Source organism: Mesorhizobium atlanticum (assembly GCF_003289965.1).
Classification (GTDB): domain Bacteria; phylum Pseudomonadota; class Alphaproteobacteria; order Rhizobiales; family Rhizobiaceae; genus Mesorhizobium; species Mesorhizobium atlanticum.
Genome location: NZ_QMBQ01000014.1, coordinates 1 through 17,258, shown reverse-complemented (window position 1 = coordinate 17,258; position 17,258 = coordinate 1). Strand labels below are relative to the sequence as shown.

Here is a 17,258-nt window from a genome sequence, read left to right as displayed (position 1 = left end):
TTACCGGTAAAGCTGCGCTTCGTTACGCTGAAGCTTCTTCAGCGTACCTTGGCCAACAGAGGTGCTGATGTCCTCGAACTCGGCGTATATGTTGGCGTCGGGCGGCCCTCCTGCCGGTTCGGTGACGAACATGCTGGCGAAGGCCTGAACTGGTAACGTCTGATTGCCGCCTTTGACTGTATTGTTGACACAGTCGACAATGGCGACGTAGAGCAACCGCCTGTCCGCGCTCTGCGTCGTCGTGTTGCACTGAGGCGCTGTCTTCTCCTGGCCGCTCTTCAGCGTCGGGTTGTTGATTTCGTATTTGTAAACGCAGTAACGGCTGGGGTTTGCGCCGCACGCGGTCAGCACCCCGGAAGTGCTCGCATTGCCGTGATTGACGCTCCAATAACCGGAGAAGTTCCATATGCCGTTGCCAGGCACTCCGGCCTGCGCGCAGCAGCCGGTGTCATGCGGGAGCGCCATATAGTTGTTCGCTTGGCCGCTGTTCGGGGCGGAATAACTGCAATTGTTCTTTCCGGCGTTGGAGACAACCATGCCTTTGCGCACGTTGGGCGCTGGCGGGTTGACTTTGGGGTCGGTCTTATACGGCCCACTGTTATCGTAAATATCGAAACGGGTGTTGATACCGTTATTGACGGGCGGAATGTTGCCCGGGCGTGTTGTAACTCCGTTTTGACCGTAACAGGCCGGCGGGTTCGTCACAGCGAACATTTCGGTAAGGGTCGCCGTGGATTTGTCACCCTCTGGAGAGGACAGGAACCCGTAATTGCCGGGCAGATATTGGGCATTATTTCCGCCGGTCTGCTCCTTGAGCAGGATCATCGGCTTGCTCGTTCCCGAAACGGCTGTCTGAAGGGCGCCGAGAGAGGTATAGGGGTTGCAGATGAACATCGGCGTGAACTGGCACAGCGCGTTGGTGAAGCCGGCCACCGCTTGTGGTCGGAGATCCATCCTGTCGCCGCCGCCGATGAAGCTCGCCGGGAAGATCGTGGCGAAGGCACCGGCCCCGTCCACCGTCGTGCTGGAGGCGTCCACCGTGACTTCCGCGAACTTTACGAGCTTGGGGTCGGTGCTTGCCCAATTGACACCATTGGAATCGAGGCCGGCCGCGGTTAGCTTGATGTTGTCGTTCGCCGGTATTCCAGTCAGGTAGGTGATGGTGACGTCGGTCGTCGCGATTGGATGCTTGCCGGCCGTCGAAAACAGCGTCTCGTTGGCCAGGAGGTTGGTGAAAGCCCGATTGGCGCGCGTGATGGCATCCGGATTGCCGTCGAGCTCCGCCGCGGCGGCCAGTGACAGCGCGTCGACGCCCTTCTGGAGATCGCTGTGCAGTCCGTTGGCGCGGCTCATGTCGATCGCCAGCAATGCAAAGCCGACCAGAACCGGCAGCATAATGGAAACGAGGATCATCGCTACGCCGCGCTGATCACGCCAGAATTCACGAATGGTCCCCAACATGACCCTACTCTCCATTCGTGTCGGGTGTCCTCGCGCGCCCGACGCGCTGAATCCTTCTCTTCAGTTCACCCCAGTAGTCGCGTTCGACGGCCCGACATTGACTGTCATGTTCGTCGTCGGCGCGGCCGTGCTTGGCGGCAGCTTGTATTTCTGGACAACTCCGACCGACCGAGCCCCGTTGCCTTCGATCTTCGTGTTGTTGGAAGCCGGATTGTAGGAATCGACCGTCTGCAGCAGCTGGTTAGCCTTCTGCGAGTCGCCCGAAGCCAGCGTCATCGTGTCGTAGTTGTGCAGATAGTCGGCCGCGCAGCCCGCGAGCAGACTGCTGCCGAGAAGGACGAGCAGGAGCTTACTTTTTGACATAGAGCAGCTTGTCCTTCGATTTGACATCCAGCATGTGGCCATATGGCCCGGTGACGCCTTCGCCATGCTCGTACATGCGGATCATGTCCTTGTTGACTTCGAGCTGGCCGAGCAGCATGAGCTCCGGATCATTGGCAGGCTTCGTCTTGTCGAAAGGCGTCGCCAACTGCTCGCCAGGCTTCACCGGCCGCACAAGATGCGGCGTGACGATGACGACAAGTTCGGTCTCTTCCTTCTGCGTGCTCGAATTGTGGAACAGCGCGCCGATGATCGGCACCTGGCCGAGCCACGGCACCTGGTTTTGCTGTATGGTGTTCTTGCTGGAGAGCAGGCCGCCCACCGCGAAGCTCTGGCCGTCGCGCAGGTCGACGACGGTCGACAGCTTGCGATTGGTGAAGATGGGATCGCCGGCGGCGGTAAAGCCAGTCAGGTCGCTGACCTCCGGGGCCAGCTTGATGTGGATTTTGCCGTCGTCCAGCACCACCGGCGTGAAATTCAAATTGACGCCGAACTGCTTGAAGACGATCTCGACTTCACCTTGGGCGTTGACGCTGCGAACCGGCACCTCGCCGCCGGCATTGAAGCTGGCCGTTTCGCCGGACACCGTGGTCAGGTTCGGTTCGGCCAGCGTGCGAACGACGCCCTTTGCTTCAAGCGCCTCGATGATCAGGTCGACCTTGATATTGCTGTCGATGATCTGGGTGATCAATGTCGCAAAGGGATTGGTTTTCGACAACAGACCCGAAACTAAGGTACCAGGGTCTACTCCATCTGGAGTGGTAGCCGCGATACCTGTTCCAAACTTGGTTGCATCGCTGCCTCTGCTTCGGAACGACACGCCGAGATCGCGGCCGGCATTGCGCTTGGCCTCAAGGATACGCACGGACAAATTGACCTGCTCGCTGTCGTCGATCGTCACGGCGTTGATGATGGCGTCCGGGCCATATTGCTGGGTGACTTCGACGATGGATGCCAGCGTCGCGGCGTCCTTCACGTGTCCGGAAAGCCGGACCTTACCGTTGATAGAACCGATCTCGATGCGCGCCTTAGGTGCCACCTGGCGAATGGCGACCGCCATGTCGCTGACATCCTGGCCGACCTCGATCTGGATGGCGCCCAGCGAACGTTTGTCCTCGGAGAACAGGTTGACCGTAGTGGTGCCGACGGCTTTGCCGATGATGTAGAGCGTCTTGTCGGTCATCGGCTGCGCGTCGGCGATCTTTTCGTCGCCGACCACGATGTCGCCCAAAGTGGCGTTCACCTGGATCGTGGCGGATTGCGAAACGGGCACGAAAACGCGGTGCAGCGAGGGGCTCGACACGTCGATGAACCGGTCAGCCGCCCTGGCCGAATGGCCAAGTATCGCCGGTACAACCACGAAGGATAGCGCGGCCGCCGCTATCCTGAACCAAAACCCCTGCATTCCTCGTCTCCCCAATTCGCTGCCCTTGGCAGCCCGCCGCGCCGACCTTCGTCAGTCTTGTCGCGGCACTTCGTATGTTTCCAGCTTGATGCCCCGGAAAACGCCGATCGTCGCTTGCTTCGGCGGCTCCGGCTGGACGTATTTGATCACTTCTTTGACCTGCGGCTGCGCCTGGGGCGCCGCGGCCACGACCGTGACCGGTTTTACCTTGCTCATCTGGTCGATCTGGCTGCCGACCCGTTCCACCGCCTTGGCCAAGCCATCGATCTTCTCATCGGCCTGCTTGCGCGCGGCTTCCTCGGCTTTCTGCCTGTCAAGCTCAGCCTGGCGCTTGGCGACATCGTCCGGCGTATCGGCGGTCAGGTCCGCCAGCGTCACCCTCTCGTTAACCTCGCCCTTGCTGCCGGCAGCCTGGCGCAATGCCAATGACAATTGCCCTGCGCCCGCCGCGAGCGTCAGCTTCTGGGCGTCCTTGGTGCTGACTTCTACCGTGACGGCTTTCACGACTTGAGGGTTGTCCTTGCTTTCGTCGGCAACCTGGTCGACGGCAAGCACTTTCACGCTCTGCAGCAGCACGTCGACAAAACTCCTGTCGGCGCCGTCATCGCCACGTACGTTCCGGGTCAGAAGCACGTCGACCCTGTCGCCCGGGAAAACAAATCCCGCAACACCCAGCACGTCGTTCACGCGGATGGAGACCGCTTTCATGCCCTCGCCAAGCACCGCCGACAAAGTGGCGCGCTGCCCGGCGCCGGTAATTTTTGAGGCCAGCACCGGCTCATTCGCGCTGATTGTCTGAAGAGCTTGCCGGGCGCCGTTGCCGGCCATCGCATCCTTGACCGTTTTGAAGGCGCCAGCGGGCACTGCTCCCGCCGGCCAAGCGATTTCGCGCAGTTTATCGGTGGTCAGCGAATCGCCGAATTTCAAGGGTACTGCCGCGACCACCACCGTGCTGGTGGCCTGTCCGCCACTGGCCATCGCACTGCGCTGGCCCGCCAGCCAAATATTGACAAGCACGACTGCCAAAACGCCGAATATACCGGCGAGCACGATCATGATCAGTGTATTGGCGCGCATTTACCCCAAGCCCCATTCTGCAAACTCGCCGTAACGTCGGCAAATCACGCTCAGCCCAAGATTGCCCTGTTATATATACTTGCTCGACCAGGCCCGACGGTCGTCTTCGGGCCCGGTCATTTTCTGGTTTACGTATTAGGCCGCCGCGGCAGCGCCGGTGCAGTTCATGCCTGTGCCGTTGTTCGGGTCGGTCGCCAGATTGGTGCACAGCGTGCTCCAGGCGTTTGTGACATAGACGCCAACCGCGATGATGAACGTGATCACCGCCGCGGTGATGATGCCGATCAGAATCGAATATTCGACCATGGCAGCGCCGTTATCGTCGTCGCGGAACTGCCGGGCCATCGTCATGAGCTTCTTCATGCCAATTTCTCCCTTTGGAGGTTTGAACCCGACGAGACAGAGCCAAGGAATGAACCCCATACCCAAGCATCCCCCGTCACGTTCAATCCTAGGTCGCGTAAAAAAACCGGTCAAACGGATTAACAATCCTTTAACCTTTCAATACTCGATTTGAAGCTCTCTCACCACGCACAACAGCTTGATTCGTTTCATTTTTCAAGCGATCTTAACCATTCATTCACAATTCCGCCACGCCCGTGGCTCGCGATCGCCACATTAGGAATACGACATATTCCTTTATATTACAGGAGTTAGTAGGTCTGATGTTTGGGAGTCGTCGAACGTCTTAGGACTTTAGTCTGTCGACACGAAGCAAGCGAAAAATAAAACGATTTATCAAATCTCGATTTCTTAACTATGTCTCAAGTAATATCCGCCCGGGCCTTCTTAGCCGCTTGTGCCCCTCGTGGTTAACGCTTAGTTTCGAACTGGGGAGATATAAGGGGGTAAGCGGCATGTTGGGTCGCTTCATCAAAGGATCAAACGAACGGAAGACGCCGCTGGCGCCGGTTGTCGCCGCCGCGCCGAATGGAGCGGCATCGGCTCCCGCGGCAGAAGCGGAGCCGCAGGGCGATGACTTCCTGACCCTCAAGGTCGAGCTGCATCGCCATCTCATCGACCGTTTTAACCTGACGACATTGGAAATCGCGTCCAAGGACGAAATCCTCAATGAGATTCGGCCGATCGTGCGCGAATTCGTGCGCGGCCGGAACGTGCCTTTGAATGCTCGCGAGCTGGATCAACTGACCAGCGACACGGCCGACGAGATGCTCGGCCTTGGTCCGATCGAGCCTCTGCTCAAGGACGACTCGATCACCGATATCATGATCAACACGCATGAGCGCGTTTTCATCGAGCGTCGCGGCATTATCGAGCAAACCTCGATCCGCTTTCGCGACGAGGCGCATCTGCTGCGGATCATCAACAAGATCGTGTCTAATATCGGCCGTCGGGTCGATGAGTCATCGCCGATGGCGGATGCGCGCCTCGATGACGGCTCGCGCGTCAACATCGCCGTGCGACCGGTTTCGATCGACGGCCCACTGGTGTCGATCCGCAAATTCTCGAAGAATCCTTATTCGCTGGAACGCCTGATGGCGTTCAATTCGATTCGCCAGCCGATGATCGACATGCTCAGGATCGCGGTGCAAGCGCGCAAGTCGATCCTGGTTTCGGGCGGCACCGGCAGCGGCAAGACCACGCTGCTCAACGCCCTGTCGAGCTACATTCCATCGAAGGAGCGTCTGGTCACGATCGAGGATGCGGCGGAATTGCAGTTGCAGCAGCCGCATGTCGGCCGGCTGGAGACGCGTCCCCCCAATGTCGAAGGCAAGGGCGAGATCCGCCAGCGGGAGTTGGTGAAGAATGCGCTGCGCATGCGGCCCGACCGGATCATCGTCGGCGAAGTGCGTGGCGAGGAAGCCTTCGACATGCTGCAGGCCATGAACACCGGCCACGAAGGCTCGATGACGACCATCCACGCCAACACGCCGCGCGATGCAATATCGCGCCTGGAACAGATGGTCGGCATGGCGGGAATGCCTATGTCGCATGATTCCATTCGCGCGCAGATAGCTTCAGCCATCGATATCATCGTGCAGACGCAGCGTCTTTCCGATGGTGGCCGGCGTGTGATCTCGATTTCTGAGATCACCGGCATGGAAGGCAATGTCGTCCAGCTTCAGGAGATCTACCACTACGTCAGGCGCGATGTTGCCGCCGACGGGACGATCATCGGCGATTTCCGCGCCACCGGCGTGCGCCCGCGTTTCGCCTCTGAGGCAGCAACGCTTGGCCTTCATTTCGCCAAGGATGCCTTCAATCCGCAGGTAGCCATGTAATGCTGACGGGACAGACGCTGCTTTATTTCATCTATGTGGTTGCGGCAGCTTCCGTCATCCTTGCCGGTGAGGCCTTATATGTTTCCCTCACACGTAGGCGTTCGCACCTGCTCGCGGTTAACCACCGGCTTCGTCGTCTCGCTGACGATGCGCCGGCGGAGCAGACCCTGCAAAGCCTGCTGCGCGAGCGCGGCCTGACCGGCTCAGGCGACTTCGCATCCAACTTTATCTGGTTGAACCGGCTCTATACCCGGTCCGGCATAACCGGAAACCCGATGACTTTCGCGGTGTCGTTCCTCATCGCCGGTTTAGGGCTGGCGTTGCTTCTCTGGTTGCTGATTGGTCTCTCGGCGCCGGCGGCTTTCCTGATCTTTCTGGGCGTGGGATTCGCATTGCCGCTGCTTGTCCTGCGCCGCGCCTGCAAAAGGCGGATATCGAAGTTCGCCAGGCAATTGCCCGATGCGCTTGACATGATCGTCCGTTCGCTCCGGGCCGGCCACCCCGCCTCGGTCGCAATAAGTCTCGTCGGACGCGAGATGTCCGATCCGCTCGGAACGGAATTCGGCATTGTTGCAGACGAAATCACCTTCGGGCTCAGCATCGAGCAGGCGGTACGGAAATTGTCGGAGCGGGTCGGCTTCGAGGGCCTTCACCTGCTATCGGTGTCGCTGTCTATCCAGGCCAAGACGGGCGGGAACCTCACGGAAATCCTCGCGAACCTGTCATCCGTCCTGCGCGAAAGGCAGAAGCTCAAATTGAAGATCAGGGCGCTGTCGTCAGAGGGCCGCGTGTCGGCATGGATAATCTCACTGTTTCCTGTCTTCATGTTCCTGATCCTGATGCTCGTGGCCCCATCCTATTATGGCAAGGTCTGGGGTAGTCCGATGATCCTGCCGGCGTTCATGACGTTCGGAGCCTGGGCGCTGCTCGGCGTCTACATCATGTACCGCATGGTCACCTTCGATTTCTAGGAGCGACCATGAGCCTGCTTTCGAGTATGACCGACCTCACCTTTCTGGTCTCCCTCGCCGTCTTCGTGGCGGCGGTAGCCCTGTTCCTGTTCGCCGCCTTGACGTTCCTACCGGCAATGCAGACGCGCAGGCTTGTGGCGGGCAATCTCGTGGGCGATGGGTCCGTGGATCGCCGCTCGATCCTTGGGCAGGACGATCTTGTGAAGGCCGCGGCGCAAAAGCCGGTCGAAGCCTATTTCAGATCGATGGAGAAGGAACGCAACGAGCCGGACGCTCTCGAAGCCAAGCTCTTTCGCGCCGGGTTTTATGGCGCGAGCGCACCGCTCATCTACACGCTTTGCCGGCTGGGAGCCGTCGCCATCGGCTTTCTGCTCATGTATGCCTTGCTCTCGAGGATATTGCCGGCGCGATTGCCCGGCTTCTTCGCCTTTGTGGGCGCGGGCCTGATCGGCCTTGGCTGTATCGTCATCCCGAGCATCATGCTCGATCGCTTCGAGAATAAGCAGAAGCGGATTTATCGCCGTGCCTTTCCCGATTTCATGGACATGATGATCACCTGCGCCGATGCCGGCATGAGCCTCGAAGCGGCGGTCGAACGGGTGAGCCAGGAACTGGCGGGCACGCATAAATGGCTGGGCATCCAGCTTACGATCATGAACTTGCAATTGCGGGCAGGGAAGCCGTTGCGCGAAGCCTTGCGCGAGCTCGCCGATCGCGTCGGACTGGATGAAGCGAAGGCCTTGGCAGTGCTGTTCCGGCAATCGGAAGAGCTGGGCACCAGTCTCACCGACGCCCTGCGCGTCTACAGCGCCGAGATGCGCGATCAGCGGATTCTGCAAGCGGAAGAACGTGCCAACTCCTTGCCCGTCAAGATGACGATCCCGCTTGGCCTTTGCATCTTTCCGGTGGTGCTGATGATCATTATGCTGCCGGTGATCATTCGAATGAAGGGCATTTTCTTCTGATCCGTCATATGATTATCTTCTAAAATTGAGTCGGAGGGCTCCTTGGGGCACAAAATGATAAGGCCGATGCGCCTTGCCGCCGCAACCAGCATGCTGCTGGTCGTGCTTGCCGGCTGCCAGACGAAGGGGACGGACCTGACCGGAGGCGTGGTTCGCACCAATGAGCCGGCCGAGGGCGACTACACTGCCTTTGGCGATACGTTCAAAGGGCTGAAGACAATCAGCGATGTCGACTATTATGCCTCGGACCAGGCGATCGCCGAGGCCAAGACACAGTTCCGTTCTGAAAATTACGGCAATGCCGGCGCGTTGTTCTACAAGGCGACGAGGCTGGCTCCGAATGATGGCGTCGCTTGGCTAGGTCTCGCTGCCTCCTGCGACCGTATAAGGCGCTTCGATCTGGCCGACATGGCCTATGGCCGGGCCTACCGGCTGCTCGGCGCGACGCCGGAATATTACAACAACATCGGTTATTCCTACCTGCTGCGCGGCAAGCTGCAGGACGCGCGCAGCAACTTCCTCAAGGCTTATGAACTGGCGCCCAACGATCCGACCGTGGCCAACAATCTGAAGCTTCTGTCATCCAGCGTCCGGAACATAGAGCGGTCATGACCGTCTTGCTGGCCGCTTCGCTCGTATTCAAGGGGCTGGCCATCCTGCTGCTCGCAAGGATCGCGTGGATAGATTTCAGCACGCAGAGGATATCCAACCGTGACGTGCTGCTGCTGCTCTGCCTTGGGCTTGGTGTGCTGCAGTTCCAGGCATTGCAAACGCACTCATGGCTGGAAATGGGAATCAGCGCCTTTGGCGGCGCCGCGCTGTTCCTCGCGCTCTTTCCATTCTGGCTCTTGCGCAAGATCGGCGCCGGCGACGTCAAGCTGATGAGCATCGCGCCACTTCTGATTGGCGGAAGCAACCTCTTCGTGTTTGCCATTTTGCTGCTGGTTTTCGCGATCGGCACGGCTGGTGTGATCAAGAATCCCTTTCTGCTGCCGGCCGGGGTATTTCGCCATTATGTGCAGCATATGGACCGCAAGGGTGTTGTGCCGTTTGGCGTGCCGATATCCGCAGCCGCTATCTGTGCGTTAGCCTTGCAGATGTACCACGCGATTGTGGTGGCAACCAGTTCTGGGATCCTGGAGCAGCTTAATTAGCTCTGCCTAAGTCCGCCACGTGAGCCAATGGTGAAGCGGGATGAAACGGTCAGTCTCCCATCGCTACGTGGCAATCATTATTTGCGTGACGGCGATCTTTGTAGCAGCCGATCTCGTTATGCTCCCGCTGTCGGATGTGACGTTCAGCCCGTCCAATTGGGTCTATCTGTTGAAAGCTGTGCCTCTGGTGGCATTCTTCGTTGCGGCCGCGCGGATTGTGGAGATACGCCGGCCCAGGTTCCCGGACGCCATGCAAACCTTTTTGGTGCGCACTGTCAGTTCCATGGAGAACATAGGTATTTTTCTTATGCTCTTCATTCCGCTTTCGGTGGCGAGTTTCCTGTTCATGTACCTCGCGGCGAACACCACGCGCCCGCTGATGGACGCCTACCTGGCCTCGTTTGATGCTGCGGTCGGCTTTAACTGGATCCGAGCCGTCGAGCTCGCCAACATGGTCCCGTCGGTGGCAGCCGTAATGGTCTTCTGCTACGCTGCCCTTGCCTACCAGGTTCCGCTAGCCTTCTTGGTGCATTCGCTCGGCGGCGGACGTGAGCGGATGCTGGAATTGGTGGCCCTGGTTGCGGTCTCGGGCCTTCTGACTGGCGTCTTGATGCTAATCGTGCCCGCTGCGGGTGCGTATTCCTTCCATGCGCCAGACCACGGTATCTTCAGCCATTTCACGGGTATCGGAGGCCTCGCTCATCTATCGACCCTCGCGCAACTGCGCAGCTCCACGCCATTCACATTCGTGATCGGCAACACGATAGGGCTTACCAGCTTTCCTTCCTTTCACACTGCGCTGGGCATCATCATCACTTACAATTTGCGGCGCTCGATCCTGTTTTGGCCGGTGGCCGCTATTAATACGATGATGATCCTCGCCACAGTCCCGGAAGGCGGCCACTTTTTTGCGGATGTGCTCGCCGGAGCAGCGATCGCTGTGGTTTCCGTCGCAGTCATACGTGCGGTTCGCGCCGGGCCAGTGGTCGAAATTAAACAATCCGCAGTATCGAGCTAGCGCCGGCGACGAAGTTTCGCAAATTCGCCCGCAACCCGTTACATTGATCCTGTTTCCACAAAGATCGTTGCTTCTCAGGCGCCGAGCAGAAGACTCGTCAGCGGCTCCAGCGACACATGCTCGCCGATGTGGCCCAAGATCGAAGCCAGAAGACCAAATCGCCAGTATAGGTAGCCCCACAGAATGCCGGCGCAACCGTGCGTGAATATCTGCCGGAGCACGACCATCGTTGACGGCGTCAGTGTCTGCAAATAGCCGATATGCCATGCGGGATAGATGGCCAGCGCGGTTATGAGGATCGCCGTCCAATAGCACCAGACCCGCTCGCCGGTCGCCAGTGTCAGAAGCCAGGCGATCGTCGACACCACCACAAGGCGGAAGATCAGTTCATCGGTGATACAAGCCGGGATAAAAATCAAGATGCGCGCCAAGGCCGGGATTTTTGATATCGTCTGGAGTTCCATTTCGCCGATGGCGCCGGCGAATATTGTGACATCAGCAATCGCCCTGTAGGCGCCTAAAGTGAGACCGGCGCAGACGGCTATGACGAGCGACGGCCATGTCGGCGGCAGGATGCGCAGCCCAAGCCGCCGCCACGATTCGACGAAGTCGGTCACAGTTCCGCGTCCGAAGCCTCGGCCGATCGCGGTTTCGCCAGCAGCTTGCGCGGGACCATGGGATAGCCAAGCTGGCCGAAGAAGTTTCGCGGTATGGGGGCGTCGACACCGTATTTCGATGGGGTCGATGATCCAGGTACGCGAAACGTGCCGAAGAGCAGATCGATGATCGCCAGTTGGCCGGCGAAGTTCTTGTCATAGGCGGCACGCTCGCCTGCGTGGTGCCAGTGATGGAACTGTGGACTGGCGATGAGCCATCTGAGTGGGCCGAAGTTCAGCTTGACGTTGGAATGGATCAGCAGCGCTTGCCCGGTGTAAATCACGAAGTAAAGGTAGATCGCCTCCGTCGAGAAGCCGAGCACGAAGACCGGAATCAGTATGATCGATTTCGTGATGATCTGCTCAAAGGGATGAGTGTGGAAGGCCGCAAGCCAGTCCATTTCCTCGACGCCATGGTGAATCGAGTGAAAGCGCCAGAGGAACGGCACGGCGTGGAAAGTCCGATGAACGGCATAGACGCCGAGATCGGTCAAAACGACAATCTCCAGAACCTGCAGCCATAAGGACTGACCGCCGAGCGCTTGCGTTACCGACGCGGGGGCAAAAAAGGCTGCGGCGTTTATGAGAGGTACCGCCATCATGCCAAGGAGCAGGTTGACCGCCGCACCGTTGCATGTCGCGTAGATCAGGTCGGTGAATATTCCTCGGCGAAGTATCTTCTGCGGCCGCAGCGTCAGAACGCGCTCAAGCGGAATGAAGATGAGAGCGCAAATCAACAGCGGTTTTAAGCTGAACACGTCCATCGGATTACACGCCTGCATTTACCCCCGAGGGAAAGTCAACCACTCAACCGCTCTCGGTGCAAGTAGCAGCTCTTAACTTGGGATCGCAGCAGTCCTTCCATCCGTATTGACAGGCAACATCAGGCAGAACGCGAACATGGCGCTGTGTGGGGTGAGCGCGAGCAATGTGATCGCCGAAGCGGTCACGGCAATCGGGGCGAGGACGCGAAGCTGAGTAAGCGTTGGCATCCGCCTAACTTAGGCGAAACCGGTTAATCAGAGCTTCACGCAGCGGGTCGTTTAGGGCTGTGGAATTATCTTCTTGTACGGCCGTTTAAGTGCTGCTTGAGTAGCCTCTCGGGGAAGGGGAAAAGAAATGCTGACAGAGGATTTCTTTGGGCGCATCGCCGTCATATCGGTCTTCACGTTCCTGGCAGTCTGCACCGTTGTTCCCTTGTTCCTCTACTTCCAACACGATACGTCCGCGAGCACGCTGGCAATCGTCACTCAACTTGCATCGACGGTGCTTCTGCTGCTGCAGCTGTTCATGACGATCAGCCGGCTTCCGGCGCAGGGAACCGCGAAGGGAATTGAACCGAGGGTAACTTCGGTGGTTGGGACGTTCCTGATACTCGTCGCGATGATTTTAACGCGTCCTGTCGATAACGGGTCCGTACAGGTAGCGGCGCTTTGCGCCATTCTCATAGGTACGACAGCTTCGAGTTTCTGTCTTTACTGGCTCGGCCGTTCTTTCTCTATTATGGCCACCGCCCGCCGCCTCGTTACGACAGGTCCCTATTCGATTGTCCGCCATCCTCTCTATATTTGCGAGGCTGTTCTCGTCGCCGGGATGGTCATTTCCCATTTTTCGGCGCTGATGGCTGCTTTGGGCATACTGCAGTTCTCCCTGCAATATCGCCGCGCTAGACATGAAGAAGCTACCCTGCGGCGGACTTTTCCGGAGTACGACGAGTATGCCCGGCGGGTGCCGATGCTGATACCGCGGTTCTTTCCGGCACGCCGGGCGGCGACTTCTCAAGATAGCTGATAGATCCCTCAAAACCCCGACGTCTGCTTCTCCACCAGCTTCAGCTGGCCCTTCTCCACCTTGAAGAACGGCATCGACCTTTGGCTCGAGCCGTCGCTGCGGAAGCGGAACAGGCCGGTCGAGCCGCGGAAGCCGGTTGCGTTCTCCAGCACCTGCTTGTTGAAGCCGTCGGGGCCGGCGGAGCTCGCTATGCCCGCGCTCAGCGCCACCATGTCGTAGGCATAGGCCACGTTGACGTCCGGCTGATAGTTGTAGGTCGCCTTGAAGCGGTCGGCGATCGGCCCGGTCTCGCTTTGGTCGAGCGTCGCGATATAGGCGCCCTCGTAGAGCGGATCCATCGGGCGCTCGAGCCAGCGGTCGGTGCCGATCAGCGTCACCGTCTTGCCCGGAATGCCCTTCGCCTTAAGCGCCGCCAGCACCGCGGCCGGGCTGCCGTCGTCGCAGGCGACGACCACGGCATCGGGCGCCTCGACCAGCGAGGTCATGTCGGACACCACCTTGGCGCCGCCGTCGGTCGGCGAATAGGGCAGCGTCACCGCAAGCGTGGCCCCGTAAATGCTGAGCGCGTTGGCGACCCGGGATTCGACCGCGCTCGAATCCGCGCCCGCCGGCACCATCAGCACGAATTTCCTGGCGCCCTTGCCGGCGATTGCCGCCGCGCCCGCCGCGGCACTATCGGCTTCACTGAGCCGCACGGAATAGACGCCAGGCCCGCCGGCGAAATTGTCGGCCAGCGCCAGCACCGGCGGCCGCTTGGAGCCGGAAAGCTTGGCAAGGTGCTGCGCTGCCGCAAGCTCGGACGGGCCGACGACGACCTTGGCCGTGCCCGAGGTGATCGCCTTCACCGCGAGGTCCTTGGCATAGCCGCTGTCGCCGCGCGTATCCTGGATCGTCAGCGTCAAAAGCTTGTCGCCGAGATCGGCCATTGCGAGCCGCGCGCCGTCATACATCTTTCGGCCGTTCTCGCCCGTGCTTCCGGGGGCTGAAAGCGGCAGCAGCATGGTCACCTTGGTCGCCCCCGTGCCGAGCGTCAGGTTGGCCTTCACTGCCGCGGCCGAGGTCGGGCCGCTCACGGCAGCGCTGCTCGCGGTTCCGGCGCCTTGAGCCGCAGGGACTTGGGCCGCGAGGGTCTGGGTCGGGCTGCTCTGGGTCGCACTGCTTGCCGGCTGTGAGGGTGCCGCCGCGCTGCCCGCCTGGCCGGCGGGCGCCGCGATCGCCGATGGGTCAAGCACATCCGACGCGCCGCTTTTCGACTGGCAGCCGGAGGCGGCCGCGGCAACCACAAAGGCGAGCGCCAGGGCTCGCCAACGATCGTGTCGGAAACCAGCTTGCCGCGCCACGCGGACCGCCGGCGCCGGGGTCGCGGAGGCGTCCGCCTCCGCCCGGGCTTTCATGGCCATCATCGCAACCGGTCGGCGCAGCGCTCGCCCGTCAGTTCAGTGCATGTACTCGACCATGCGGTCGTGGAAGCACTCGCATTTGTTGAGCGCGTCTTCGTCCTTGTAGTTCGTCTTGAGGTAGCCATAGGCCATGCCGCAGGCGACCTTGGCTTCCGAAGCCCAGACGAAGGCGGGACGCGACGAGTTAATCCATTCCGGACTGTTGGCTACGGCGACCGATTCGTCCATCAGCTTCACCACATGGTCCTTGAGCTCGACCATGTTGTCGGTCAGCACCAGGTCCGAGGTGCCCACGGTGCGGCAATAGTTTATTGCCGGCTCGCCGATGATGTCGGCGGCGAAGCCCGTCGACCCGGCCAAGAGCAGCGCCACGGCCGAAGCCAGCAATTTTGCGGAATGTTTCATGTAAGCCCCTCTCAGAATTGCGAATTCATGCGCTGCTAATGTGTAGCATAGGAGTGTGGCTAGGTACTGTGCCAGTTGGGCCACAGTCACCGTCGTAAAAGACGGCGGCTTGCTCTGCCTGGGTCACCTGTGCCGCCCCCTGCTTTAGCCAGACGCTCAGGGAACAAGGAGGACAACTGTCCTCTTTCTCGGCAAGCCTTCGCCGAAGGTAATTCTTTCCCTCGGCGAAAGCTGATTGATCGAGATGCATGTACCTTATGGCACAGGCACGGTCGCAGTGTGATGCGAGTCGTCGTATACAATGTTGATCGTGCTCGAGATGCCCGCATTGGCCGCCAAGGTTGCCACTTCGATAGTGGAGCCGCCATGCGTGACGTCGATATGGACATTGCCTGATACGTCCTTGGTCGCGCTGACGCTGGATGCGTCCGCCTGGGCGCCGCCGAAAACAGCATCCAGGACTTTGCTCAGATCCACGACATCATTCTCGCTGGAGTGATAGTCGGTGATCAGATCATGGATGCTGCCATGGCTGGTCCACGTCGCGGCATTGATGACGAAGGTGTCCGTGCCTGCACCGCCGGTCATGGTGTTGTTGCCCGAGCTGGCGATGAGCGTGTCGTTGCCGGCGCCACCGGTGAGCGTGTCGTTGCCGCCCGCGCCCCCGTAGAGGATGTGATTCCCCGAAACGCCGGCCGCGCTGATCGAGTCGTCGAAGAGCGAGCCTATCACGTCAGGCTGCGAGGACGTGGCAGTGTAAACATGCGAAACGCCTGCAGAGTCGGCCGAATGGTCAATCGTCGTTGGTGACGACGGCATCAGATACAGGCCGATGACGCCGTTGGCGACATCGCCGTCGCCATCCACCACATTGACCGGCAGATGCAGGTCGACCGGCTGTCCGGGCGTGATCGATGTCGCGCCAAAGCCCGTGATCTGGAAGGTGTCGCTGGTCGGGGTACCTGTGACAGAGCTGCCGTTGGTCGAGATATGGTTGGTGGCATAATAGTCGACCTGGAGCGCGCTGTAATTTGTTGCGCCGTAGAGGCCTAGCGTCGTGCCATCGACTATGCCGCCAACGATGGCATGTATGGTGCCGCTGGTGTTCACAAATTCGACCGTAAAGTTATGGCCGCCAACCGAAACGACGTAGAACGTGTTGAGCGCATGGCCGGCATAACTGAACACCGTGCTTGCGTTGTTGTATTGAATGGCGACTGCGTTGACGGAGTCGGGCGTGCCTTCGTTGGCGGTCACGCTTCCGTTGCTGGAATTGCTGTCCGATCCGCTATCGATATAGGCAGAGAGTTCAACGGAGGTCGAGTTACTGCCGTTGAGGCCGAAACTGACCGTAGCGCCGTTGACGTCGTAATGGCCGGTATAGGTCTCGTTCTGCCTTGCCTGCGTGCCGTAATCACCGGAGCTGCCGGGGCTGCCGGCCAAACCCGTCACATAATCCAGCCGCACGCCTTCTCCGCTGCCTATCGAGGCGCCACCGCTCACGCCCAGTGCATTCGCAGTGCCATTTACGGTTCCGCCGCTCGAGACCGTACCGCCACTGATGCTCAGCGGCGTCACCAGAAGGTCGTGATCCGCTGATGTCTTGTCAATGTAGCCAACCCAGGGCCCATTGCCTCCCACAAAATTGTATGCGCTGCCGTTGCTGAAATCGATGGTCTGCGCGCCGCCATCGACCGTGCCGATGAGATTGACGGTGTAGGTGTCGTTCGTCCCGGCGTAGCTGTGGTCGAGGTTCAAGGCGACGGTAAACACCGCGCTATCGGTGGCGGCGGTGTAGGTGCCGTCGCCGTTCGCATCCAGGAAGCCGGTGAGCGTATGGCCATCCTGCGACGCCGAGTAGAGGATGTGGCGGCCGCCGGATGTGAACCCGCTGTCGGTGCCGTTCAGCGACGCTGCAAAGCGCGTGTCGCCGCCATCAGCGCCGTAATTGTTGTCCACATTGCCGTCGAAATCCAGCTTCCCGATGAAGGTCGTGCCGGCCGTGTTGAGCATCACCGCCGCGTCGGGAGCGATGGCCGTCGGCTGGTCGTCGACGATGTTGATGGTGAGGGCGCCGTTGCCGACGCTGCCGTCCTGGTCGGTGACCACGACCGCGAACTGCGGCTGTGCCTCAAGGTCCTGGCCGTTGTTGGTGGCCGGGCTCTCGAGGTAGTTGTGCTGCAGCGTGTACTGGTACTGGATGGCGCTGCCGTTCCACCACACATCCAGGCTGCCGCGCGTGCCGTCGGGGATGGTGGTGTGGGTGCCGTTGAGCGCCACCGTCTGGCCGCCGACCGTGATCGAGCCGACGCCGTCGGGCGCCGTCACCGC

Annotated in this window: 17 protein-coding genes; 7 read left to right on the top strand and 10 right to left on the bottom strand. The window is 60.0% G+C overall.

Annotated elements, in window-relative coordinates; genetic code table 11:
- The 5 genes from DPM35_RS30990 to DPM35_RS30970 all read right to left on the bottom strand — a co-directional run bounded on the left by DPM35_RS30990 (position 1) and on the right by DPM35_RS30970 (position 4,687).
- On the bottom strand, positions 1–1,461 hold the full coding sequence (locus DPM35_RS30990; RefSeq protein WP_181592244.1) for a TadE/TadG family type IV pilus assembly protein: 1,461 nt from the start codon (positions 1,459–1,461) through the stop codon (positions 1–3).
- Positions 1,462–1,521: 60 nt separating this feature from the next.
- Entirely contained in the window at positions 1,522–1,824 is a 303-nt protein-coding gene (locus DPM35_RS30985) for a hypothetical protein (RefSeq protein ID WP_112131296.1), read from the bottom strand.
- Positions 1,811–3,247: a type II and III secretion system protein family protein gene (locus DPM35_RS30980; protein ID WP_112131295.1), complete on the bottom strand. Its 1,437-nt coding sequence runs from the start codon at positions 3,245–3,247 to the stop codon at positions 1,811–1,813. The genes DPM35_RS30985 and DPM35_RS30980 overlap by 14 nt, the downstream gene beginning before the upstream one ends.
- Positions 3,248–3,298: 51 nt before the next feature.
- Positions 3,299–4,324, bottom strand: a complete 1,026-nt coding sequence (cpaB, locus tag DPM35_RS30975) for a Flp pilus assembly protein CpaB (RefSeq protein WP_112131294.1) — start codon at positions 4,322–4,324, stop codon at positions 3,299–3,301.
- 135 nt (positions 4,325–4,459) lie between these two features.
- Positions 4,460–4,687, bottom strand: a complete 228-nt coding sequence (locus DPM35_RS30970) for a Flp family type IVb pilin (protein WP_112131293.1) — start codon at positions 4,685–4,687, stop codon at positions 4,460–4,462.
- A 494-nt stretch (positions 4,688–5,181) separates the two neighbouring features.
- On the opposite strand from DPM35_RS30970, the gene DPM35_RS30965 reads away from it, so the two are divergent.
- The 6 genes from DPM35_RS30965 to DPM35_RS30940 are packed head-to-tail and all read left to right on the top strand — an operon-like array spanning position 5,182 to position 10,675.
- Complete coding sequence (locus DPM35_RS30965) at positions 5,182–6,567, top strand: TadA family conjugal transfer-associated ATPase (protein ID WP_112131292.1); 1,386 nt, start codon at positions 5,182–5,184, stop codon at positions 6,565–6,567.
- Positions 6,567–7,538: a type II secretion system F family protein gene (locus tag DPM35_RS30960; protein ID WP_112131291.1), complete on the top strand. Its 972-nt coding sequence runs from the start codon at positions 6,567–6,569 to the stop codon at positions 7,536–7,538. Before DPM35_RS30965 ends, DPM35_RS30960 begins: the two co-directional genes overlap by 1 nt.
- Before the next feature lie 8 nt (positions 7,539–7,546).
- The gene (locus DPM35_RS30955; protein WP_181592243.1) at positions 7,547–8,503 is read left to right on the top strand and encodes a type II secretion system F family protein; all 957 of its coding nucleotides are present in this window, start codon (positions 7,547–7,549) and stop codon (positions 8,501–8,503) included.
- 54 nt (positions 8,504–8,557) lie between these two features.
- Positions 8,558–9,115 carry a tetratricopeptide repeat protein gene (locus DPM35_RS30950; RefSeq protein WP_181592242.1) on the top strand — a complete coding sequence of 186 codons (558 nt, stop codon included), beginning with the start codon at positions 8,558–8,560 and terminating at the stop codon, positions 9,113–9,115.
- The gene (locus tag DPM35_RS30945) at positions 9,112–9,657 is read left to right on the top strand and encodes a prepilin peptidase (RefSeq protein ID WP_112131290.1); all 546 of its coding nucleotides are present in this window, start codon (positions 9,112–9,114) and stop codon (positions 9,655–9,657) included. Before DPM35_RS30950 ends, DPM35_RS30945 begins: the two co-directional genes overlap by 4 nt.
- Positions 9,658–9,697: 40 nt before the next feature.
- Positions 9,698–10,675, top strand: a complete 978-nt coding sequence (locus DPM35_RS30940) for a phosphatase PAP2 family protein (RefSeq protein WP_112131289.1) — start codon at positions 9,698–9,700, stop codon at positions 10,673–10,675.
- A 74-nt stretch (positions 10,676–10,749) separates the two neighbouring features.
- Here the strand turns inward: DPM35_RS30940 and DPM35_RS30935 are convergent, their stop codons facing one another.
- Together DPM35_RS30935 and DPM35_RS30930 are read right to left on the bottom strand one after the other, a co-directional pair.
- Entirely contained in the window at positions 10,750–11,292 is a 543-nt protein-coding gene (locus DPM35_RS30935) for a CPBP family glutamic-type intramembrane protease (RefSeq protein WP_112131288.1), read from the bottom strand.
- Positions 11,289–12,095 (bottom strand): sterol desaturase family protein, encoded by an 807-nt coding sequence (locus DPM35_RS30930; protein WP_112131287.1) that lies wholly within the window; start codon positions 12,093–12,095, stop codon positions 11,289–11,291. The genes DPM35_RS30935 and DPM35_RS30930 overlap by 4 nt, the downstream gene beginning before the upstream one ends.
- A gap of 355 nt (positions 12,096–12,450) precedes the next feature.
- Here DPM35_RS30930 and DPM35_RS30925 point away from each other — a divergent pair, with 355 nt between their 5' ends.
- The gene (locus tag DPM35_RS30925; protein WP_112131286.1) at positions 12,451–13,122 is read left to right on the top strand and encodes a methyltransferase family protein; all 672 of its coding nucleotides are present in this window, start codon (positions 12,451–12,453) and stop codon (positions 13,120–13,122) included.
- Positions 13,123–13,130: 8 nt separating this feature from the next.
- Here the strand turns inward: DPM35_RS30925 and DPM35_RS30920 are convergent, their stop codons facing one another.
- The 3 genes from DPM35_RS30920 to DPM35_RS30910 form a co-directional block, all read right to left on the bottom strand.
- The gene (locus DPM35_RS30920; RefSeq protein ID WP_245431733.1) at positions 13,131–14,516 is read right to left on the bottom strand and encodes a type 1 periplasmic-binding domain-containing protein; all 1,386 of its coding nucleotides are present in this window, start codon (positions 14,514–14,516) and stop codon (positions 13,131–13,133) included.
- 42 nt (positions 14,517–14,558) lie between these two features.
- Positions 14,559–14,927 (bottom strand): hypothetical protein, encoded by a 369-nt coding sequence (locus DPM35_RS30915; RefSeq protein WP_112131285.1) that lies wholly within the window; start codon positions 14,925–14,927, stop codon positions 14,559–14,561.
- Between the two features lie 255 nt (positions 14,928–15,182).
- Positions 15,183–17,258: beta strand repeat-containing protein (locus DPM35_RS30910; protein ID WP_425373436.1), on the bottom strand; the 2,076-nt coding region annotated here is incomplete at its 5' end.

What these genes read in the sequence shown, in the direction of transcription:
- DPM35_RS30970 (WP_112131293.1), bottom strand. Translation starts at nt 4,687, where the DNA reads ATGAAGAAGCTCATGACGATGGCCCGGCAGTTCCGCGACGACGATAAC.
- DPM35_RS30930 (WP_112131287.1), bottom strand. Translation starts at nt 12,095, where the DNA reads ATGGACGTGTTCAGCTTAAAACCGCTGTTGATTTGCGCTCTCATCTTC.
- DPM35_RS30990 (WP_181592244.1), bottom strand. Translation starts at nt 1,461, where the DNA reads ATGTTGGGGACCATTCGTGAATTCTGGCGTGATCAGCGCGGCGTAGCG.
- DPM35_RS30940 (WP_112131289.1), top strand. Translation starts at nt 9,698, where the DNA reads ATGAAACGGTCAGTCTCCCATCGCTACGTGGCAATCATTATTTGCGTG.
- DPM35_RS30980 (WP_112131295.1), bottom strand. Translation starts at nt 3,247, where the DNA reads ATGCAGGGGTTTTGGTTCAGGATAGCGGCGGCCGCGCTATCCTTCGTG.
- DPM35_RS30920 (WP_245431733.1), bottom strand. Translation starts at nt 14,516, where the DNA reads ATGAAAGCCCGGGCGGAGGCGGACGCCTCCGCGACCCCGGCGCCGGCG.
- cpaB (WP_112131294.1), bottom strand. Translation starts at nt 4,324, where the DNA reads ATGCGCGCCAATACACTGATCATGATCGTGCTCGCCGGTATATTCGGC.
- DPM35_RS30915 (WP_112131285.1), bottom strand. Translation starts at nt 14,927, where the DNA reads ATGAAACATTCCGCAAAATTGCTGGCTTCGGCCGTGGCGCTGCTCTTG.
- DPM35_RS30950 (WP_181592242.1), top strand. Translation starts at nt 8,558, where the DNA reads ATGATAAGGCCGATGCGCCTTGCCGCCGCAACCAGCATGCTGCTGGTC.
- DPM35_RS30945 (WP_112131290.1), top strand. Translation starts at nt 9,112, where the DNA reads ATGACCGTCTTGCTGGCCGCTTCGCTCGTATTCAAGGGGCTGGCCATC.
- DPM35_RS30925 (WP_112131286.1), top strand. Translation starts at nt 12,451, where the DNA reads ATGCTGACAGAGGATTTCTTTGGGCGCATCGCCGTCATATCGGTCTTC.
- DPM35_RS30955 (WP_181592243.1), top strand. Translation starts at nt 7,547, where the DNA reads ATGAGCCTGCTTTCGAGTATGACCGACCTCACCTTTCTGGTCTCCCTC.
- DPM35_RS30960 (WP_112131291.1), top strand. Translation starts at nt 6,567, where the DNA reads ATGCTGACGGGACAGACGCTGCTTTATTTCATCTATGTGGTTGCGGCA.
- DPM35_RS30965 (WP_112131292.1), top strand. Translation starts at nt 5,182, where the DNA reads ATGTTGGGTCGCTTCATCAAAGGATCAAACGAACGGAAGACGCCGCTG.
- DPM35_RS30985 (WP_112131296.1), bottom strand. Translation starts at nt 1,824, where the DNA reads ATGTCAAAAAGTAAGCTCCTGCTCGTCCTTCTCGGCAGCAGTCTGCTC.